The sequence below is a fragment of the Pantoea sp. CFCC18177 genome (genome assembly GCF_059412425.1).
Map to the genome: position 1 here is coordinate 34,205 of NZ_JBNBPL010000023.1, position 16,486 is coordinate 50,690.

Below are 16,486 nucleotides of genomic sequence, written 5' to 3' on the forward strand. Positions count from 1 at the left end.
TATCGTCTGATTTCTACATACAACGTGAGTGGCGCGAAATTTTAGATAAAGTGTGATCTACATCACACTTTTAAGGCAAATTTTTTCCTGGAAGCTTCAGGATTGCTTTTCTGTTGTGCGTTTTTTAAGCAAATTTGAATTGTTTCGCTAATATTTCACAGCTAAACAGAAGGTTTTAGCCTCTGCGGAATATTGTCATTACAATGCGATCTTTTATCTGTCACGTTGTGTTTAGATTGCTATAACGAACCAAAAATCAGAAAAAACACAGAATAAAACTCCAACTCAGCCTAAAACTAATCGCTTTTAAATTAATCACTTACTGGGAATATTGCTGCAGGACATTAACGGGAGGTCGATAGCGAAGCGTGAAGACTGAGCGCAGCCTGCATGGGAACTGTTAGGTCTTTGTAGGGAGTGTTTAGTGAACGGCAGTGGATGTAACAGTGCGTTACATTAGAGAAACGAATGAATTGAGGATTTTACGTATTGATGTAACCAAACTATCGGCCTGGCCAACCAAATCTTTAGGGTTGAGATGAAAAAAAAGCTTTTTGAGGGTCTGATTGCACGGTTTTTAACCAAAATGTGCGTTTTAACTGTGGTGTCAGGCAGTTAACGCATCATGAAAAGCAAACGATTGCGTGGATTAATAATGGGGTGTGGAAACGGTGCGCATCCCTGCGCACCTGACAATTAGGCTAACTTTGGAAAGGTGGCGACCTTGTTGGCGGTTCCGTGATCGTCACTGCGCACTGGCAATGTGTTTAAATCCTGAAGAAAGCTCTCACGCCAGTGAGTGATATCTTGCTTGCGCAGCACTGCCATCATGTCGTTATAACGCGAGATACGCTCGGTGCGTGGCATCGTTAATGCCCGGTCCATGGCGGCTGCCACTTCATCCCGATCGTAAGGATTAACGATAAGTGCCGATGTCAGCTCATTTGCCGCACCCGCGAATCGTGACAGCACCAGTACGCCGGGGTCGTCAGGATCCTGCGCCGCAACATACTCTTTGGCGACCAGATTCATCCCATCACGTAATGGCGTCACCAAGCCGACATCCGTCAGGCGGAAGATTTTCATTAACAAGCGACGGTCAAAGTGCTGATTCAGGTAATAGAGCGGCGTCCAGCCCAGGGTGCCGTATTTACCGTTGATACGCCCGGCTTCGGTTTCCAATTGATGACGAATATCCTGATAAGCCTGTACGTCACCTCGTGAGGTGGGCGCAATTTGCGAATAACGGATATTGCCGCGATGCTGCGGGAAATTCTCCAGCAGCGCTTCATAAGCCTGAAAACGCTCAGGCAAGCCCTTGGAGTAATCCAGACGTTCACTGGCAATAATATTCTGTAAGTCCCCCAGCTCACGCTTCATCGCGGCCATTTTCGGCGGCAAGGGCCCTTCTGCCATCTCTTTAATGCTGTCAGGCTCAATCCCAATCGGATAGACCTCAGTCATAAAGGTATTGCCGAAGGCACGGTGTTTCTTCTCGCCTTTATTCTGCAACTGCGTTAACTGGCTCAAGCTGTCGAGGAAAGCCACGCGATCGGATTCTGTCTGAAAACCCAGCAAGTCGTAGTCGCAAAGCATTTCCAACAATTCCTGATGTGTCGGCAACGCATTGAAGATTTCAGGCGTCGGGAACGGGATATGCAGAAAGAATCCGATACGGTTATTGATGCCCAGTTTGCGCAGCTCTGCGGCAAACGGTAGCAGGTGGTAATCATGCACCCATAAAACGTCATCGGGTTGCAGCAGCGGTTTCAGACGCTGCGCCAGCAAGGTATTAACGCGGCAATAACCCTCCCACGCTTCACGCTGAAATTGCACTAAATCGAGACGATAGTGGAATGCCGGCCAGATGACCGTATTGGAAAACTGGCAATAGTACTGATCATAATCGTTTTGATTGAGCGGGAGGGACGCATAAGTAATGCCATCATGTTCGACCTGCGAAAGTTCATCTTGCTCTTCCCCTGAGAACTCACTGATCTCCCCATTCCAGCCAAACCACAAGCCTCCGGTATTGTGTAATGCATCCATAATGCCTACTGCGAGTCCCCCCGCGCTGGCTTTGCTCCCATCCGGAATGGCAATACGGTTAGATACGACGACTAAACGACTCATAACCTTGACTCCTTACCGACGATGTCATGTTCTAGTTGTAATAATAGTTGCGCCAGCCACTGCCATACCGCATCAACACTGTTGAGACGGTAGCGCGCGTGACTGGCGCCTTCTCCGACTTTGACAGAGATGCCCTGCATGGCGTTCACTGCGATAAATCCTTTTTCGTCTGTCAGATCGTCACCCACAAATACCGGAATGCGCCCGATAAAGGGTGGCTCCTGCATAAACTCACGCACGGCGGCACCTTTATCGATGCCTTGCGGTTTCAACTCCACCACGCACTTGCCGGGCTGTAACGCCAGTGCAGGAAAGCGTGTCACGGCGTCTTCCGCCAGCTGCATGATCGATTTTTCATAGTCCGGTGCGTTGCGATAATGCAGGGCAAACGCCATCCCTTTCACCTCCAGCAAGGTACCCGGCCACTGATCTAGCGCCTGCTGCAACTCGATTTGCAGCGTTTGTGCAATGTCACCCGGCAATGTTTGTCGGTGCACTCGCCCACTGGCATCACGCCGCTCCGCACCGTGAACACCGGCGGCAGGTGCTTCCAGTGGTGCCACCAGTGCATCCAGTTGCGTAATGGGACGGCCGGAAACTAACGCCAACGCGCCGTGGCTCAAATTGGAGATTTGTTGCAGATGCTGACGCACTGATGCGGGAATGGAAACGAGTTCGGGCTGCGATTGAATCGCCGCCAACGTACCGTCGACATCAAAAAAGAAGGCATAAAGTCCACCGCTTAACGACGGTAAGATAGTGTTCTGGTTAACCGCAGGGGTCACGTCTCCTCCTGTATTTTGGCTGCAACAGGATGTTCGGAGTCAGGCTGGGTGTTTTTCAGTCCAGGAAGGTGAAATGGATCACGGGACTGAATGCGAGGAGATTTTGTCGATAACAGGGCAATTCGCTAGGTAACTCTCCACAAACAAACAACTTTATCGTATTCACTGCAACCTGACTGCGAACATCGTCAGCATTAAGTGTAGACCGGGATCACAGTTTTGCCAGGCACACAGGGTTTATTCGCCATTTAAGGTACAGTTTCGTGCCTTTCAGCGGCAAAAAATCAAGACAGCCTCTTTTATACGCTTCGCTTGGGTTTGCCTTTATTACCAGATTTTCCTCACTTGCATCCGCGCCGCCGATTAGCATATGGTGCGTCTACCGCGCGTGTTAAGGCGGAAATAAGGCCGGAAAAGGCCTATATCTGCGTCATTTGACGCCTTCAGGCAGGCATTCAGGAAGATGAGAATCCGATCAAGTTCACATTTTGGTGATGTTATGGCAGGTGGCTGCTGATGATCCCTCAGAGCTACAGTCAGCGCGTCCATTTCTATTACTGCATTCTGGTGGCGCTGAAAATCAATGCCAAATCGCGTAAATCAGGCGGCGTGCGCGGCAAGAATAATTTTTTGCTGAAATGGCTGCGCAACGCGCAGAACAACACCATTTTTCACCCCGATATCACCAGCGAAATTGATTGGCTGCGCGGCAAAATTATCAGTGCTGGCCCGGACGCCGATTTAGAACCAATGCTGCAATACGTCTATGACACCGCGAAACGCGCAGAGACCATGCGATTAGGATCGTAAACTCCCCTACGTAACTCTACCTGGTTGCCCAGGTAATCAACCGAATTTTTCCCGCGCCCTGCCTTTTCTATGATGCGTTCTCTATTAACAAGGGAACGGAATCATATGAAACTCAAAGCATTTATCTTTGGCCTGCCGATGGTCATGGCTGCAGGAACAGCCGCTGCATCCGACACCAGCGAAGGCTACTACGCTTCCGCAAAATATCTGCAGAGCCAACAACGCGCGAAAGAGATGGATACCAGCGCACGTCCTGGCGTGGGGCAGTTTGTGGCAGGCAATGAAAAGGCCAGCAATGCGGCAGCAGCACTCGCAGCGGGTTATCAATGGGGTAACGGCTGGCGTACAGAAGGCGAATATACCTTTGGTCAGAAATCTGAGTTCACCAGCGGTTCATCCACGTTTGCCACCAGCTATAACCATCTGCAAACTGACGTCCAGCGCCTGATGCTCAACGTGTATCGTGATTATCAAATCGGCTATAACGTGGCGCTGTACGGTACGACGGGCGTGGGTGTCAGCAAGATTAAAGCGGGCGGCTGGCAGGGCAACACCTCACGTCAATATGCTTCCACCACCCAAAACAACCTGACTTACAGCATCGGCGCTGGCATCAGTTATACCCCGATTGAGCAGATCAGTCTGGACCTGGGTTATCGCTATGTGGATATGGGCAAAATTGAGAGCGGTTACAACACTTTCGCTAATGCCCGTGGGTTAAAAGATGAGCAGATGAAGGCCCGTCTGGTGGAAAACCAGTTTGTGCTGGGTGCTCGTTATTTATTCTGATATCCGTTACCAAACCCTGTCGGACGCATCGGCGGGGCTGGTTTTCTCTGTGTTCCGCTAACACCCCGCGCCGATTCAGCATTTCACCAACAGAAATGTTACGTGTTCTGTGTAACAATGTGGTCATAATGTAAAAATAACACATTGAAAAGCCAGCATATGGAGCCTCCAGCTGCGCCAGCATAAACACGGGACATCTGATATGAATTTCACCATACGCAAAGCTCACGCCGAGGATGCGCAACTGCTCCATCAGTTGGGACGCATGACTTACAGCGCCCATTTCAAACATATGTGGGTTTCGGCCGACGAGATGGATGCGTTTATCGATAAAGAATATGGGCTGGCCGTGTTACACAGCAGTCTTGCGGCAGAAAATGAAAGCTGGCTGATTGCCGAAACCGATCACCCCGTGGGCTTCGCTAAAGTGACCTGGAATTCGCCCGTACCCGATTCCGGCATGACCGGAGCGATGCTAAATAAGCTCTATCTTAATCCTGACCAGACCGGTAAAAATTACGGAAAAATCATGTTTGAGAGCATCATCCGTGAGGCCCGTGACAAGCGCGAAGGTTACATGTGGCTGGAAGTGATGGCGGAAAATGTGCGCGCCCGCAAATTCTGGGAAGCCTTTGGCATGCAGCACATCAAAGATATTCCGTTTATCACCGCCTCGCAGCGAAGCACGCTGCAAATTCTGGGCATGGTGATCTAATCCCTCTGTTGGCGCTGCGAGTCTGATATTGCCGCGCCATCCCTCCCTTACCAATTATTCAGGTTTATTATAACGATATAATCAGTTTTTCTTTTAAGCCCTTCCTCCGCATCATAACAGCAACACAGGAGGCTGTTATGGCTGATATTACTCTTCAAAAACACTCACACGGCATCGCGCATTTTGCGCCCGGCTTGCTGCTTACCGCTGTTATTGCACTGGCAACTGCATGGCTCGGCAACGTACCTTCGGTGGCGCAACTCGGCTTAGGTGCGCTGACGCTGGCGATTATCGGCGGGATTATCTTGGGCAACACCCTCTACCCCACCGTGCACGGTCAGTGTGATGCTGGCGTGCAGTTTGCAAAACAGAAACTGCTGCGTCTCGGCATTATTCTTTACGGCTTTCGGCTGACTTTTCAGCAGGTGCTGGATGTGGGTGTAAGCGGTGTCGTCATTGATATCCTGATGTTAACCAGTACCTTTACCCTCGCCTGCTGGCTGGGGCGTAAGATACTGAAACTGGATCGTGAAACCGCGTGGTTGATTGGTGCGGGCAGTAGCATTTGTGGTGCCGCTGCGGTACTGGCAACTGAGCCGGTGATCAAAGCCGAATCATCCAAAGTGGCCGTCGCGGTGGCGACCGTGGTGATCTTTGGTACCGTGGCGATTTTCCTTTACCCGCTCATCTGGCATAGCGTCTCTCCGCTGCTGCCAGGTGTCAGTCTGAGCGAATTTGGTGTTTACACCGGCTCAACCATGCATGAAGTGGCGCAGGTGGTTGCCGCTGGGCACGCCATCAGTGGGGAAACCGAGAACGCGGCAGTGATCGCCAAAATGTTGCGCGTGATGATGCTGGCGCCGTTCCTGGTGGTCATTGGCTTGATGATGCGTCGTACCTCACCCGTCACTGGCGGCGAGAAACAACCCATTACCTTCCCTTGGTTTGCACTGGCGTTTATCCTGGTGGCGCTGTTCAACTCTGCGCACCTGATTCCCGCTTCCGCTATTGCGATGATCAATCAACTGGATAACGTTTTACTGGCGATGGCGATGGCCGCTCTCGGCCTGACGACCCATATCAGTCAGTTGAAAAAAGCCGGTTTACGCCCGCTGCTGTTAGGGCTGATGCTGTTTATCTGGCTGATTGTCGGTGGCGGTGCGATTAACCTCGCGGTGCACCACTTCTTGGGGTAACCCCTATCAGGAACGGCGGAGAAGAGTATTTTCATGTCGGTGCGCATCAATGCGCACCCAACGAAAAACCACATCCATTCTTGTAAAGTCGCCATTAATGGCGACCGATTATTGCTCAACGTTCACACTATTCTCCCCTTACTGGCGAAAATGTTTGCGCGAGTAGATGGCGGTTTGCCTGCGGCTTTTAATGCGGAATTTGGCATGCGAAATCACCGTCATCCACTTCGGATCGACCTTATTGGTCAGATAGATATTTAACTCGCTCAACAACGCTTCCCATTGTTTAGCCTGCCAGACTTTATCGCTACCGAGCGTCTCTTTCATTTGTTGAATAAGGTGATCTACTCTCGTTTTCACTTCGTTCAATGTTTCTCCGGCCTGATGGGCTGCCGCTAATTTCCGGATCTCGGTGGCGTAATAATTGATATCGATTTCGTTCTCGCGCACGCGAACCTCTGCTTATTATTGGTCCATTTTATTACAATAACTCAACTACTCGGGTTAACATAATCGGCAGAACCTTTCGCCGCTTCGCTATTATCACACATTCGTTGTTTTATTCTGCGGCACAGCGCAATGCTGATGTCCCGATGAAATAAAAATGCCGCCAGTGAGCGGCGGCCTGAGTGAATTTTTCGGAAAACCTTGAAACAGAGTTTCATTATTTTTTCGAATTCCTTACGCAATACTGAAACTCACTCTGTCTGACCGCCAAGCCTCGACTGGCGTGCCTTGCGGCAGTTCTGACTTACGCTTTAATGGTGAACGCTAATTCACTGAGCTTTTGATATTCCTTCGCCAGTTTTTTGAGTTGCGCTGCACGCATCTTATCTGCTCGCGCCAAGGCCTCTTCCTCGGTCAACTGAAACTCTTTCTTCTTAAAAAACTGCTCAAAGTTATACTCACGGTCACGCTGCTGTACAAATACGTCACCGTCATTTTTAAGCTCACCTTCCGCGATGTAGATGCCCCGGGTTAATGCATATTTTGTTATATAGGCTTTTGTCATACTGTCCTCTCATCATTCTACATCTGATAATTAAAGCAAAAATGCCCATTTTTTTACAGCCCTGACTAAAATTACGGGTCATTCCTGGATTCCCTCTACATTATTTTCTACTCATCTTCTTCTGGTTTAGCAAATCTACTTTGCAACAGGCAAGTCAACATATCGGGTCGTGTAAGCCGGAGATAACATCTCGCGTTTCATCGACCAGGCTTTCTGTATCCCTTGTCCAGCAAACCAAAGATGACCTTTTCCTTTTTTATTGATGTCATCTATCACATGCATCAGTGCTTCACTGTTGGCCTGCGGTTGGATGCGATCAAACAGGTCCAGTTGCGCGATGCCCTGACTGTAAAAGTCACCCAACATGACGCCTGCTTTCATATAGCGACATCCTTCCCGCCAGATACGATCTAATGCTTCCAGAGCAACACGAATAATGTCGCGTGTGTCGTTAGTCGGCGTCAGCAACGAACCAATTGCCTGATTACCGTAAAAAACTTCACCTTCAGCATGGGGACTGGTGCGAATAAACACGCCAATCTGTCGACAATATTGCCGCTCTCCACGCAGTTTTTCGGCGGCACGCACGGCATAGTTGCACACGGCCTCTCGCATATCGGCATAGTCAGTGATGCGCCCGGCAAAAGAGCGTGAGCTGATGATCTGCTGTTTGGTTGGCACAGCCTCTTCCAACTCCAGACAAGGTTCACCACGCAGTTCCCGCACGGTGCGCTCCAGCACCACATTGAAATGCTTGCGGATAACCCAGGTACTCTGCTCGGACAAATCTTTGGCAGTGATAATGCCCATGTCGTTCAGTTTTTTACTGATACGACGCCCGACACCCCATACCTCTTCCACCGGCACCAGTGCCAACAGTTTCTTTTGTCGTTCAGGGTTGGAGAGATCCAACACACCACCGGTTTTCGTCCATTTTTTTGCCGCATGGTTGGCCAGTTTGGCCAGGGTTTTGGTGGGCGCGATGCCTACCCCAACCGTCAAATGCGTCTCACGTTGGATCCGTTCACGAACTTCCCGGCCAAACTCTTCCAGCACACAGCAATTACGCACCCCCGTGAGATTCATAAACGCTTCGTCAATCGAGTAGATCTCAACGGCGGGTGCCATCTCTTCCAGTATCGTCATCACGCGCAGGCTCATGTCTGCGTAGAGCGCATAGTTAGAACTGAACACATGCACGTTATGGCGACGTAGCTCATCTTTGATTTTGAAATAGGGGCCGCCCATACCAATCTTCAACTTTTTGGCCTCCGCAGAACGCGCGATGACACAGCCGTCGTTGTTGCTTAACACGATCACCGGCTTGCCTTTGAGATCGGGTCTAAACACCGTCTCACATGAGGCATAGAATGAGTTCACATCCACCAGCGCGAACATTATTTTTTCAACGTTTTGATGACATGTTGCACAACTCCAAAGATCTCAAACTGGTCTGGGTCAGAGACGGGAATGATGGCGTGTGCGGCATTCATCGGTTTGAGATGCAGGTAAGGCTTCAGCATCAACTGCTTCACCGTAAACTCACCGTCTATGGCGGCCACCACCACATCGCCCTGCTCTGCTCTTAGCGAGCTATCCACAATCAGCATATCGCCGTCACTGATCCCACCTTCAATCATCGAGTCACCGCTGACTTTAATGAAATAGGTTGCGCTGGGATGCGCGACGCAGAGGTCGTTGAGGTCAATACGTTGCTCAACGTAGTCCTGGGCTGGCGAGGGAAAACCACAGGGCACACGGCTGATAAACAGGGGCAAGCTGAGGATGGCGCGGATTTCCGCGGGCTGATAAAACACCATGATGATGGCCTTCAATAATACTGTATATAAAAACAGTATTACCAATCCCCTCGGTTTGATCAACTCAGATCTTGGGGGGTTGTGCAAACCGATTGGCAGGAAAGAAGATTTAGTTTGATCGGCGTTTGACAGTGGATTAACCACCATCCCACACGGAACAGGCGGTGCCTTAGCGGGCACCGCCTGACGTCAGGGATAACGGGGTTAGAACTCCACGCTGGCGCTGAGCACCAGGTTACGTGTTTCGCCTTCCGCTACGCGCAGATTACCGCCGCTCGAGGTGTAATAATGCTTGTTAAAGATATTGTTGAGATTCAACTGCAGATGCGTTTTTTTACCCAGCAGTTGGTTATCCCAGCCAATAAAACTGTCGGCAACGGTATATGCAGGCAGAGTAAAGCTGTTGCTTGGATCGCCCGTACGCGTGCCCATATAACGCACCCCTCCGCCGAGACGGAAACTGCCCGGCAACAGATTTAAGTGCAGATTATGGCTTAAATAGACCGCCCCGGAATTTCGTGGTGCGTTTTGCAGACGGTTGCCATTATTCGTCGGATCGGTTTTATCGTTAACAATTTTCGCCTGGTTGTAGCTGTAATTGGCACTGATATCCCAGTCCGGCAAAATCTCTCCGTTCAGCTCTAGCTCAACGCCGCTGGAGCGGGCTTTATCCACGGCATAGGTTCCCTCGTTTAACGCTAAGGCAACATTGCGCTCATCGATACGGTAAAGCGCAACCGTGGCCAGCAGGGCTGGTGTCATTTGCCATTTACTGCCCACTTCATAGGTTGTGCCCTGTTCCGGTGCTTCGACGTCACCGCTGTCATCCGGGTTAGTAGAAGGTGTAAACGATTTACTTAAGCTGCCATAGAAAGAGACGGTCGGTGTCAGCTTATAAATCAACCCGGTTTGCGGCAGGAACTTATTCCCTTCGTCGCTGTAAGTCAGTGTGGAATTACTGCCTCTTGATTCACGTTGCTCATAATGCTGATAACGGGCACCGGCGACAGCAGTCCACTGCGAAGTCAGGTCAATACTGTCTTTAAAATAGACGGAACGATTGTGAATGCGGTTGAGCAGATTACTGTCAGCGGTTTTCTCCGTACTGCTGTCAGTGATGGTATCCAGGCCATAGACCGGATTGCTCAGGGTGAAGTCGTTATTCTTTGTACCGTTATAAGCGTGAGCACGATAGGTTTGGTTCATTTCATAATCAGTGCCGACCACCAGATTATGCACCATGCCAAATATTTCTGGCGTACCAATGGCGTCCCAGGAAACATATTTTGTTTTATGGTTAAAGCCACGGAACGCATCCGGACGCCGAGTGACAACACCGGTAGTAGTATTAATGGCGGTGGTGGTCATGGTGTTGCTGCTGTACTTACGTTGGTTCATACCCAAGGTTACGCGAGTCGACCAGGTATCATTAAACTGATAATCCCAATGGGTATTAAATGTCTGATTACGCCCCCACGCTCGGTTCGAATAATCATCCAGACGGGTTTTGTAGCCGATATCAATCGGTTTTCCATCAATAAATGCCGTACCACGGTCGTACGGAATATCGTATTGATAGCTTTCATAGCTGATATAAAAGCTGGCGTTATCGCCATACCATTGTAATGAAGGCGCCAGTAAATTGTGTTTTTCATTACCGTATCCACGCCAGTAGTTCTGCGCTTGCTTCTCAGCAATCAGACGAAAAGCAAAACCATTGCCCAGTGGTCCCGTAATATCAATATTTCCGGCCCCGCCGCCGGTGCTGTTGTAATGCCCACCGACAATGGTGTGCCAGTCATATTGTGGTTTTTTACTGACGACATTAATCATCCCGCCGGGATTGAGGATACCGTATAACAGCGAGGAGGATCCTTTTAATACCTCGACATGATCCGTAGTCGCATCAAGATTAAGCCCCTGGCTGCTACGGATACCGTCACGGAAAACAGATCCATCAGAGTTTGAACCAAAGCCGCGACGAACAATGCCGTCTTCTGTCTGGCCCAATGTATTCGCTTGCGACGCACCACTAACAAAACGCATGGCGTCGGACACAGTAGTAGACTGATAATCTTGCAGCTGTTTTTGTGTCACGACACTGACTGACTGCGCTTCATTCAGTTTCGACGTCGGTGTTTTACTGGCGACGGAGGTGGTCGGGCTGGAGTATCCATTATCAGCTTGTACCGTTGGTTCAGCAGCGGTAACAGTAAGGGTATTATTATCATCAGCGGCAAAACTGCTGGCTGAAGATAATAATGCACCACTGTAAACCGCAAGCCATATTTTCCCCATGGAATGCTTGCGGCGCTGAGCGGATTTATATTGGCTCATTCTTGACTCTTATCCCCTGAAATTAACACAAACTGTTTTTTATGGTTTGACCCCATCCTGTCATGCTTCCGTCTGTGATTGAGCGGGGTAGCGTGGTCGGCAGGTCCGGTATTTTTTTCGAAAAAATGCACATCCAAATGCAAGTGATAATCATTTCATCATGATTTGATGTAGTAGTAAATATGCAATGTCGGTCTTAACACTACAGGTTTGCGTCATCAATATTCAGGAAAAAGCGGTGCCATCCATAAAAATATAATCGTTAAATTTCAGTCATTAATGCATTAATCTTTGACGTCACTCCTCTACAAAGTTGAAAGTAGCAACACTATTCCATCCTATTTATCCCAGTGAATTCACTACATTTCGTTCACGAAAAAACGTGGAAGTTAATGATTCTCATTGTCTTTTTGACAGTGATTGACTGGATATAGAAAGAACGCCGAATGCCGCACGGGAGTGAAAGCATCACGACAGATTCAGAGGGGCAAACGCCACTGCATGATATTCATTGCCTGAAAATAGCGGCTGTCGTTAAAACCCATGACGTTACAGCGGGGCATCACCTAAGGCTTCAGCAATAAAATCCACAAAGCTGCGCACTTTAGATGGAATACGAATCGCGCTGGGATAAACCGCTTGCAGGGTGAGTTCAGTGGTGCGATATGTAGGCAGAAGGGTTATCAGCCTGCCCTGCTTTATATGTTCGCCAAACACAAAGCTTGGGCCGTACGCAATGCCTGTTCCAGCCAACGCGGCTTCAAGCAGCAGCTGGATGTTATTGGCCGTCATACGGCATGCGCCTTCAATAGTGTGTGGCCGGCCTTGAGTGTCATAGATCGTCCAGTCGCCTGTTGATACCGCCTGACTAAACGCCAGACGAGGCGCACGGGAAAGTTCCTCTGGCGTCTCAGGTGTACCCTGCTGTTGCAAGTACGCGGGTGAGGCACACAACATCATCCTGCAAGGTGCCAGCCGCCGCGTAACGAGCAACGGATCATCAAGACGCCCAACCCGGATAGCCACATCAATGCGGTTTTCCAGCAGGTCTGCGTATTTGTCATCCAGTACCACATCCAGAGTGACTTGCGGAAATTGCTCAAGATAGCGTGAGACGATCTGGCCTAAATGCATGGCACCGAAGGCGACCGGCGCGGCGATGCGAAGCAAGCCTCGTGGAGTGGTTTGAATATCGCTGGCTTCCCGGTTCGCTTCTTCCATCGCCTCAAGAATCGCTTTGCAACGAACGTAATATCGCTGACCGGCATCGGTCATGCTGAGACGGCGGGTCGAACGCTGTAGCAACCGGACATTTAAATCGGACTCTATCGCGCTGACATGCTTTCCTGCCATGGCAGGCGAAAGCTGAAAACGTCTGGCGGCGGCGGCAAAGCTGCCTTCCTCGACTGCCGCGATAAAGATCTGCATGCTGGTAAATCTGTCCATTAACCTCAACCATTCGATACTCTGGATATCGTCTGTCGATACATTTTCGCTAATTATCATCCACCGAAATCATAATTACCATGACCTCAATTTCCTGAAGAGGTATGAACGATGAAAATGGTAGTGAATGGGATTGGGATTAACGTGCAGCAGCAGGGCAGCGGTGAAATAGCGCTGGTGTTTCTCCATTATTATGGGGGCTCGTCCCGTACCTGGGAGAAAGTGATACATCAGTTACCCGATCGTTACCGCACCGTGGCTATCGACCACCGCGGCTGGGGCGAGTCTGACGCACCGTCCTCCGGATATCGGATTGCTGATCTTGCCCAGGATGCCGAAGGGGTTATTTCAGCACTTGAGCTAAAACGATACATATTGGTGGGTCATTCGATGGGAGGAAAAGTGGCCCAACTGATGGCGTCGCGTCGCCCTGCGGGTCTTGAGGGCCTGATGCTGGTCGCGCCTTCCCCACCTGCGCCAATGCGCCTGACCACCGAACAGCGTGAGACGTTAGCCAGCGCCTATTGCAGCCGCGAATCGGTCAGCTATGTGATCGATAATGTTCTGACTGTAGGCGCATTAAGTCCTGCACTGCGTGAGCAGGTTATTGAAGATAGCCTGAGCGCTTCCCCTGGGGCCAAAGAGGGTTGGCCAAACGTGGCGATCAGCGATGATATTCGCAAGGAAGTCGCTGCGATAACGGTTCCGGTGAAGGTCATTTCTGGGGAACTGGACCGCGTCGATCCTCCCTCGACATTGCAAAGCGATTTACTGCCGCACATTCCACATGCTGTTATGCAGATCATCCCCGGTGTTGGACATCTCCTGCCTTTAGAGGCCCCAGAAAAGGTGGCGAGTCAGTTGTTAGACTTTATTGCTGCTATTTATGGCGACCAAAAGTGCTGAAGTGACCAGCGGGGGAACGCTTTATCCCCTATTCCCCCGCATTTTATCTTTTCAGAAAATAAGATTGCCTATCGATGCGCCGCCATCAACATACAATGTTTGCCCGGTCATGAAGGCGGCATCTTCAGACAACAGAAAAGCAATGGTCGCGGCAATCTCATCCGGTTTGCCAAACCGATTCATTGGCACGCTCTTCAGATAACGCGCTTCACCTGAACTTCCCGGCGGATTATTAGCACGGAATAACTCCGTTTCTGTCGGCCCGGGCGCAACCGCATTAACGGTAATCCCTGTCTGTGCGAGTTCCAGCGCCCAGTTACGGGTGAAGCTTAGTAGAGCCGATTTAGCGGCTGCATAAGCGGTTCGCTCAACACTGCCGAGCACTGTAAGGCTGGAAATATTGATGATGCGTCCCCAGCCCCGCTCTCTCATACCGGCGAGAATGGCCTGCGTTCCCTGGATTGCCGGGTAAAGATTCACTCGCATCACATCCTCGAAAGCGGCTAAATCAACCTCGCCTAACCGCTGCGGTTTAACCAATCCCACATTGTTCACGATGCCATCAAAGGTGAAACGCTGACTGAGCTGGTCAAACATCTTCTGCGTTTTATTTGTGTCTGCCAGGTCTGCGCTGATCAAGGTACCCGGAAAATCATCGCGGATTGCTCGGGCAATGCCCACCACCTGGTGGCCCGCGTTCGCGAGGCGATGCGCCAACGCCAGGCCAATGCCTTTACTGGCACCCGTAATTAAAAACGTTCTCTTCATCATGTCCTCCGATTAACAGTACTTACTGTGGAGCAAGCGCGTTAACGCGTTCGATAGCGCGCTGAACCGCAGGCCGGGCCGCCATCTCATCAAACCATCGAGCCACATTAGGGGCATGCTCAAAGCTTACCCCGGCAAATTCACGACGCCACAACCAACCAAAGTGCGCAATATCCGCAATGGTCATCTCTTCTCCCGCCACAAAATGATGATCAGCCAGCACCTTATCCAGCACGTTCAGAGTACGAGCCGCTTCGGTGGTAAAGCGCTGGATCGCCAGCGGCTGCGGTTCGGATGCCTGACGCTGAAAGAAACCAGACTGACCAAAGGCTGGCCCCAACCCTGAAGCATGGAAAAACAGTTGTTCGAATACGCGCGCCCTTGCCTCACCAGAAGTCGGCAACAGCTTGCCAGTTTTCTCGGCAAGATAAACCAGAATGGCCGCTGATTCCGTCAGAACGAAAGGTTCAGATGCAGCCTCGCTATCAACCAATACCGGGACTTTTCCGTTAGGGTTCAACGCAATAAATTCGGCTGACTTCTGTTCGCCTTTGCGCACATTCACCGCATGCAAAACATAATCAACACCGAGTTCTTCCAGTGCGACAGGCACTTTAATGCTGTTGGGCGTGGCAAATGCATAGACATCAATCATGGTGAATCCCTTATCAAGATTTTGCCGGGCCAGCCCCGACAACGTGATCCGGATATTGGCTGGCGCCCATTGGGAATGGTAGATATGCTGCTGGGATAACATCTATTCTTTTGAGGAATGATATGGATCGCTTTCAGGCCATGGCCACCTATATCCGGGTGGTGGATACCGGCTCCTTCTCTGCAGCGGCCAGACAACTTAATGTCGGCCAGCCAGCGGTATCTAAAATCGTTGCTCAGCTGGAGTCGCGCTTACAAACCCGTTTACTGACCCGATCGACCCATGGTCTGACCCCCACCGAAGCCGGACAACGCTATTACGAACGCGCCCTTACCGCCCTTCAGGAAGCCGACGAAGCTGAACTGGCCGCCAGAGGAGCCGGAAAAGGGTTATCCGGTAAATTACGGCTTTCCGCCGCCACAACCTTTGCCAGGCTGCATATCATCCCTCAACTCCCTCGGTTTCTTGAGGAGCATCCGGAGCTGGAGGTGGATGTCATTCTTGATGATCGGGTGATTGATCTGATTGCCGAAGGTATCGATGTGTCACTGCGCATGGGAAATTTACCTGACTCCGGTGTAGTGGCACGCAAGTTGGCTACGGGGCCGCGGTCGGTGATGGCGACACCGCAATACCTCGCGATAAAAGGGGAGCCGAAAAAACCGGCTGATTTAGTCGAACATGAGGCGGTGCTGTATAACCCGCAGCCCAGCGTCTGGTCATTCACCTGTCAGGATGCGGTGGTCTCTACGGCGTTGCGAGGGCGCATTCGGGTAAGCGCCGCAGAAGGACAACGCGCTGCCGTCCTCAGCCATATGGGATTATGTATTGCTTCCGACTGGATGTTTGCGGATGAGTTAAAAAACGGGACGGTGCAGAAAGTCCTGACGTCATGGCAACTGCCTGCCATCGATCTGTGGGCCGTGTTTCCTCATGGCCGGCTGGCGAGTGCTAAAGCACGGCAGTTCGCTGGCTTTGTCGAAAACGTCATGGCGGAGCAGTGAAAACACCCCATTCCTTAACGGAATAGGCGTTATCTAATTTCGCGGCGATCCCATTCTTAATGGAATGGAATATTGTTGTTTCACGGCCAGCCACTCCGGACTGGTAACAA

General features: G+C 50.6%; 16 protein-coding genes. 6 read left to right on the top strand and 10 right to left on the bottom strand.

Annotated features, from left to right (window positions below; all coding sequences use genetic code 11):
* Positions 1–696: 696 nt before the first annotated feature.
* Together otsA and otsB are read right to left on the bottom strand one after the other, a co-directional pair.
* The gene (otsA, locus tag ACPUC8_RS19930) at positions 697–2,133 is read right to left on the bottom strand and encodes an alpha,alpha-trehalose-phosphate synthase (RefSeq protein ID WP_494927144.1); all 1,437 of its coding nucleotides are present in this window, start codon (positions 2,131–2,133) and stop codon (positions 697–699) included.
* Positions 2,130–2,918, bottom strand: coding sequence for a trehalose-phosphatase (gene otsB / locus ACPUC8_RS19935; protein ID WP_494927145.1), 789 nt, complete (start codon positions 2,916–2,918; stop codon positions 2,130–2,132). Before otsB ends, otsA begins: the two co-directional genes overlap by 4 nt.
* 516 nt (positions 2,919–3,434) lie before the next feature.
* On the opposite strand from otsB, the gene ACPUC8_RS19940 reads away from it, so the two are divergent.
* From ACPUC8_RS19940 to ACPUC8_RS19955, 4 genes are all read left to right on the top strand, one after another.
* Complete coding sequence (locus ACPUC8_RS19940) at positions 3,435–3,728, top strand: hypothetical protein (RefSeq protein WP_494927146.1); 294 nt, start codon at positions 3,435–3,437, stop codon at positions 3,726–3,728.
* A gap of 105 nt (positions 3,729–3,833) precedes the next feature.
* Positions 3,834–4,517 (top strand): outer membrane protein, encoded by a 684-nt coding sequence (locus tag ACPUC8_RS19945; protein WP_039333414.1) that lies wholly within the window; start codon positions 3,834–3,836, stop codon positions 4,515–4,517.
* Between the two features lie 202 nt (positions 4,518–4,719).
* Positions 4,720–5,232 carry a GNAT family N-acetyltransferase gene (locus ACPUC8_RS19950; RefSeq protein WP_494927147.1) on the top strand — a complete coding sequence of 171 codons (513 nt, stop codon included), beginning with the start codon at positions 4,720–4,722 and terminating at the stop codon, positions 5,230–5,232.
* Between the two features lie 137 nt (positions 5,233–5,369).
* Complete coding sequence (locus tag ACPUC8_RS19955; RefSeq protein ID WP_494927148.1) at positions 5,370–6,428, top strand: YeiH family putative sulfate export transporter; 1,059 nt, start codon at positions 5,370–5,372, stop codon at positions 6,426–6,428.
* Between the two features lie 138 nt (positions 6,429–6,566).
* Here ACPUC8_RS19955 and ACPUC8_RS19960 read toward each other — a convergent pair whose 3' ends face one another.
* From ACPUC8_RS19960 to ACPUC8_RS19985, 6 genes are all read right to left on the bottom strand, one after another.
* Positions 6,567–6,878 carry a hypothetical protein gene (locus ACPUC8_RS19960; protein ID WP_039333421.1) on the bottom strand — a complete coding sequence of 104 codons (312 nt, stop codon included), beginning with the start codon at positions 6,876–6,878 and terminating at the stop codon, positions 6,567–6,569.
* Between the two features lie 301 nt (positions 6,879–7,179).
* Positions 7,180–7,440, bottom strand: coding sequence for a hypothetical protein (locus ACPUC8_RS19965; RefSeq protein ID WP_039333423.1), 261 nt, complete (start codon positions 7,438–7,440; stop codon positions 7,180–7,182).
* A 135-nt stretch (positions 7,441–7,575) separates the two neighbouring features.
* Positions 7,576–8,838, bottom strand: a complete 1,263-nt coding sequence (gene umuC, locus ACPUC8_RS19970) for a translesion error-prone DNA polymerase V subunit UmuC (RefSeq protein ID WP_283227657.1) — start codon at positions 8,836–8,838, stop codon at positions 7,576–7,578.
* Positions 8,838–9,260 carry a translesion error-prone DNA polymerase V autoproteolytic subunit gene (umuD, locus tag ACPUC8_RS19975; RefSeq protein WP_039333427.1) on the bottom strand — a complete coding sequence of 141 codons (423 nt, stop codon included), beginning with the start codon at positions 9,258–9,260 and terminating at the stop codon, positions 8,838–8,840. The genes umuC and umuD overlap by 1 nt, the downstream gene beginning before the upstream one ends.
* Before the next feature lie 204 nt (positions 9,261–9,464).
* On the bottom strand, positions 9,465–11,558 hold the full coding sequence (locus ACPUC8_RS19980) for a TonB-dependent siderophore receptor (protein WP_039333430.1): 2,094 nt from the start codon (positions 11,556–11,558) through the stop codon (positions 9,465–9,467).
* A 588-nt stretch (positions 11,559–12,146) separates the two neighbouring features.
* A complete protein-coding gene (locus tag ACPUC8_RS19985) occupies positions 12,147–13,043 on the bottom strand; it encodes a LysR family transcriptional regulator (RefSeq protein WP_231568877.1) in 897 nt (298 codons plus the stop codon).
* Between the two features lie 111 nt (positions 13,044–13,154).
* On the opposite strand from ACPUC8_RS19985, the gene ACPUC8_RS19990 reads away from it, so the two are divergent.
* Complete coding sequence (locus ACPUC8_RS19990; RefSeq protein ID WP_039333432.1) at positions 13,155–13,949, top strand: alpha/beta fold hydrolase; 795 nt, start codon at positions 13,155–13,157, stop codon at positions 13,947–13,949.
* Between the two features lie 51 nt (positions 13,950–14,000).
* Here ACPUC8_RS19990 and ACPUC8_RS19995 read toward each other — a convergent pair whose 3' ends face one another.
* The gene (locus ACPUC8_RS19995; protein WP_197063345.1) at positions 14,001–14,717 is read right to left on the bottom strand and encodes an SDR family oxidoreductase; all 717 of its coding nucleotides are present in this window, start codon (positions 14,715–14,717) and stop codon (positions 14,001–14,003) included.
* Positions 14,718–14,739: 22 nt separating this feature from the next.
* On the bottom strand, positions 14,740–15,372 hold the full coding sequence (locus ACPUC8_RS20000) for a glutathione S-transferase family protein (protein WP_494927149.1): 633 nt from the start codon (positions 15,370–15,372) through the stop codon (positions 14,740–14,742).
* Positions 15,373–15,494: 122 nt separating this feature from the next.
* Here ACPUC8_RS20000 and ACPUC8_RS20005 point away from each other — a divergent pair, with 122 nt between their 5' ends.
* On the top strand, positions 15,495–16,376 hold the full coding sequence (locus tag ACPUC8_RS20005; protein WP_494927150.1) for a LysR family transcriptional regulator: 882 nt from the start codon (positions 15,495–15,497) through the stop codon (positions 16,374–16,376).
* The last annotated feature ends 110 nt before the right edge of the window (positions 16,377–16,486 follow it).

Coding starts and splice junctions, on each gene's coding strand:
- otsA (WP_494927144.1), bottom strand. CDS start 2,133: ATGAGTCGTTTAGTCGTCGTATCTAACCGTATTGCCATTCCGGATGGG.
- ACPUC8_RS19940 (WP_494927146.1), top strand. CDS start 3,435: ATGATCCCTCAGAGCTACAGTCAGCGCGTCCATTTCTATTACTGCATT.
- ACPUC8_RS19945 (WP_039333414.1), top strand. CDS start 3,834: ATGAAACTCAAAGCATTTATCTTTGGCCTGCCGATGGTCATGGCTGCA.
- ACPUC8_RS19950 (WP_494927147.1), top strand. CDS start 4,720: ATGAATTTCACCATACGCAAAGCTCACGCCGAGGATGCGCAACTGCTC.
- ACPUC8_RS19955 (WP_494927148.1), top strand. CDS start 5,370: ATGGCTGATATTACTCTTCAAAAACACTCACACGGCATCGCGCATTTT.
- ACPUC8_RS19965 (WP_039333423.1), bottom strand. CDS start 7,440: ATGACAAAAGCCTATATAACAAAATATGCATTAACCCGGGGCATCTAC.
- umuC (WP_283227657.1), bottom strand. CDS start 8,838: ATGTTCGCGCTGGTGGATGTGAACTCATTCTATGCCTCATGTGAGACG.
- umuD (WP_039333427.1), bottom strand. CDS start 9,260: ATGGTGTTTTATCAGCCCGCGGAAATCCGCGCCATCCTCAGCTTGCCC.
- ACPUC8_RS19980 (WP_039333430.1), bottom strand. CDS start 11,558: ATGGGGAAAATATGGCTTGCGGTTTACAGTGGTGCATTATTATCTTCA.
- ACPUC8_RS19985 (WP_231568877.1), bottom strand. CDS start 13,043: ATGGACAGATTTACCAGCATGCAGATCTTTATCGCGGCAGTCGAGGAA.
- ACPUC8_RS19990 (WP_039333432.1), top strand. CDS start 13,155: ATGAAAATGGTAGTGAATGGGATTGGGATTAACGTGCAGCAGCAGGGC.
- ACPUC8_RS19995 (WP_197063345.1), bottom strand. CDS start 14,717: ATGAAGAGAACGTTTTTAATTACGGGTGCCAGTAAAGGCATTGGCCTG.
- ACPUC8_RS20000 (WP_494927149.1), bottom strand. CDS start 15,372: ATGATTGATGTCTATGCATTTGCCACGCCCAACAGCATTAAAGTGCCT.
- ACPUC8_RS20005 (WP_494927150.1), top strand. CDS start 15,495: ATGGATCGCTTTCAGGCCATGGCCACCTATATCCGGGTGGTGGATACC.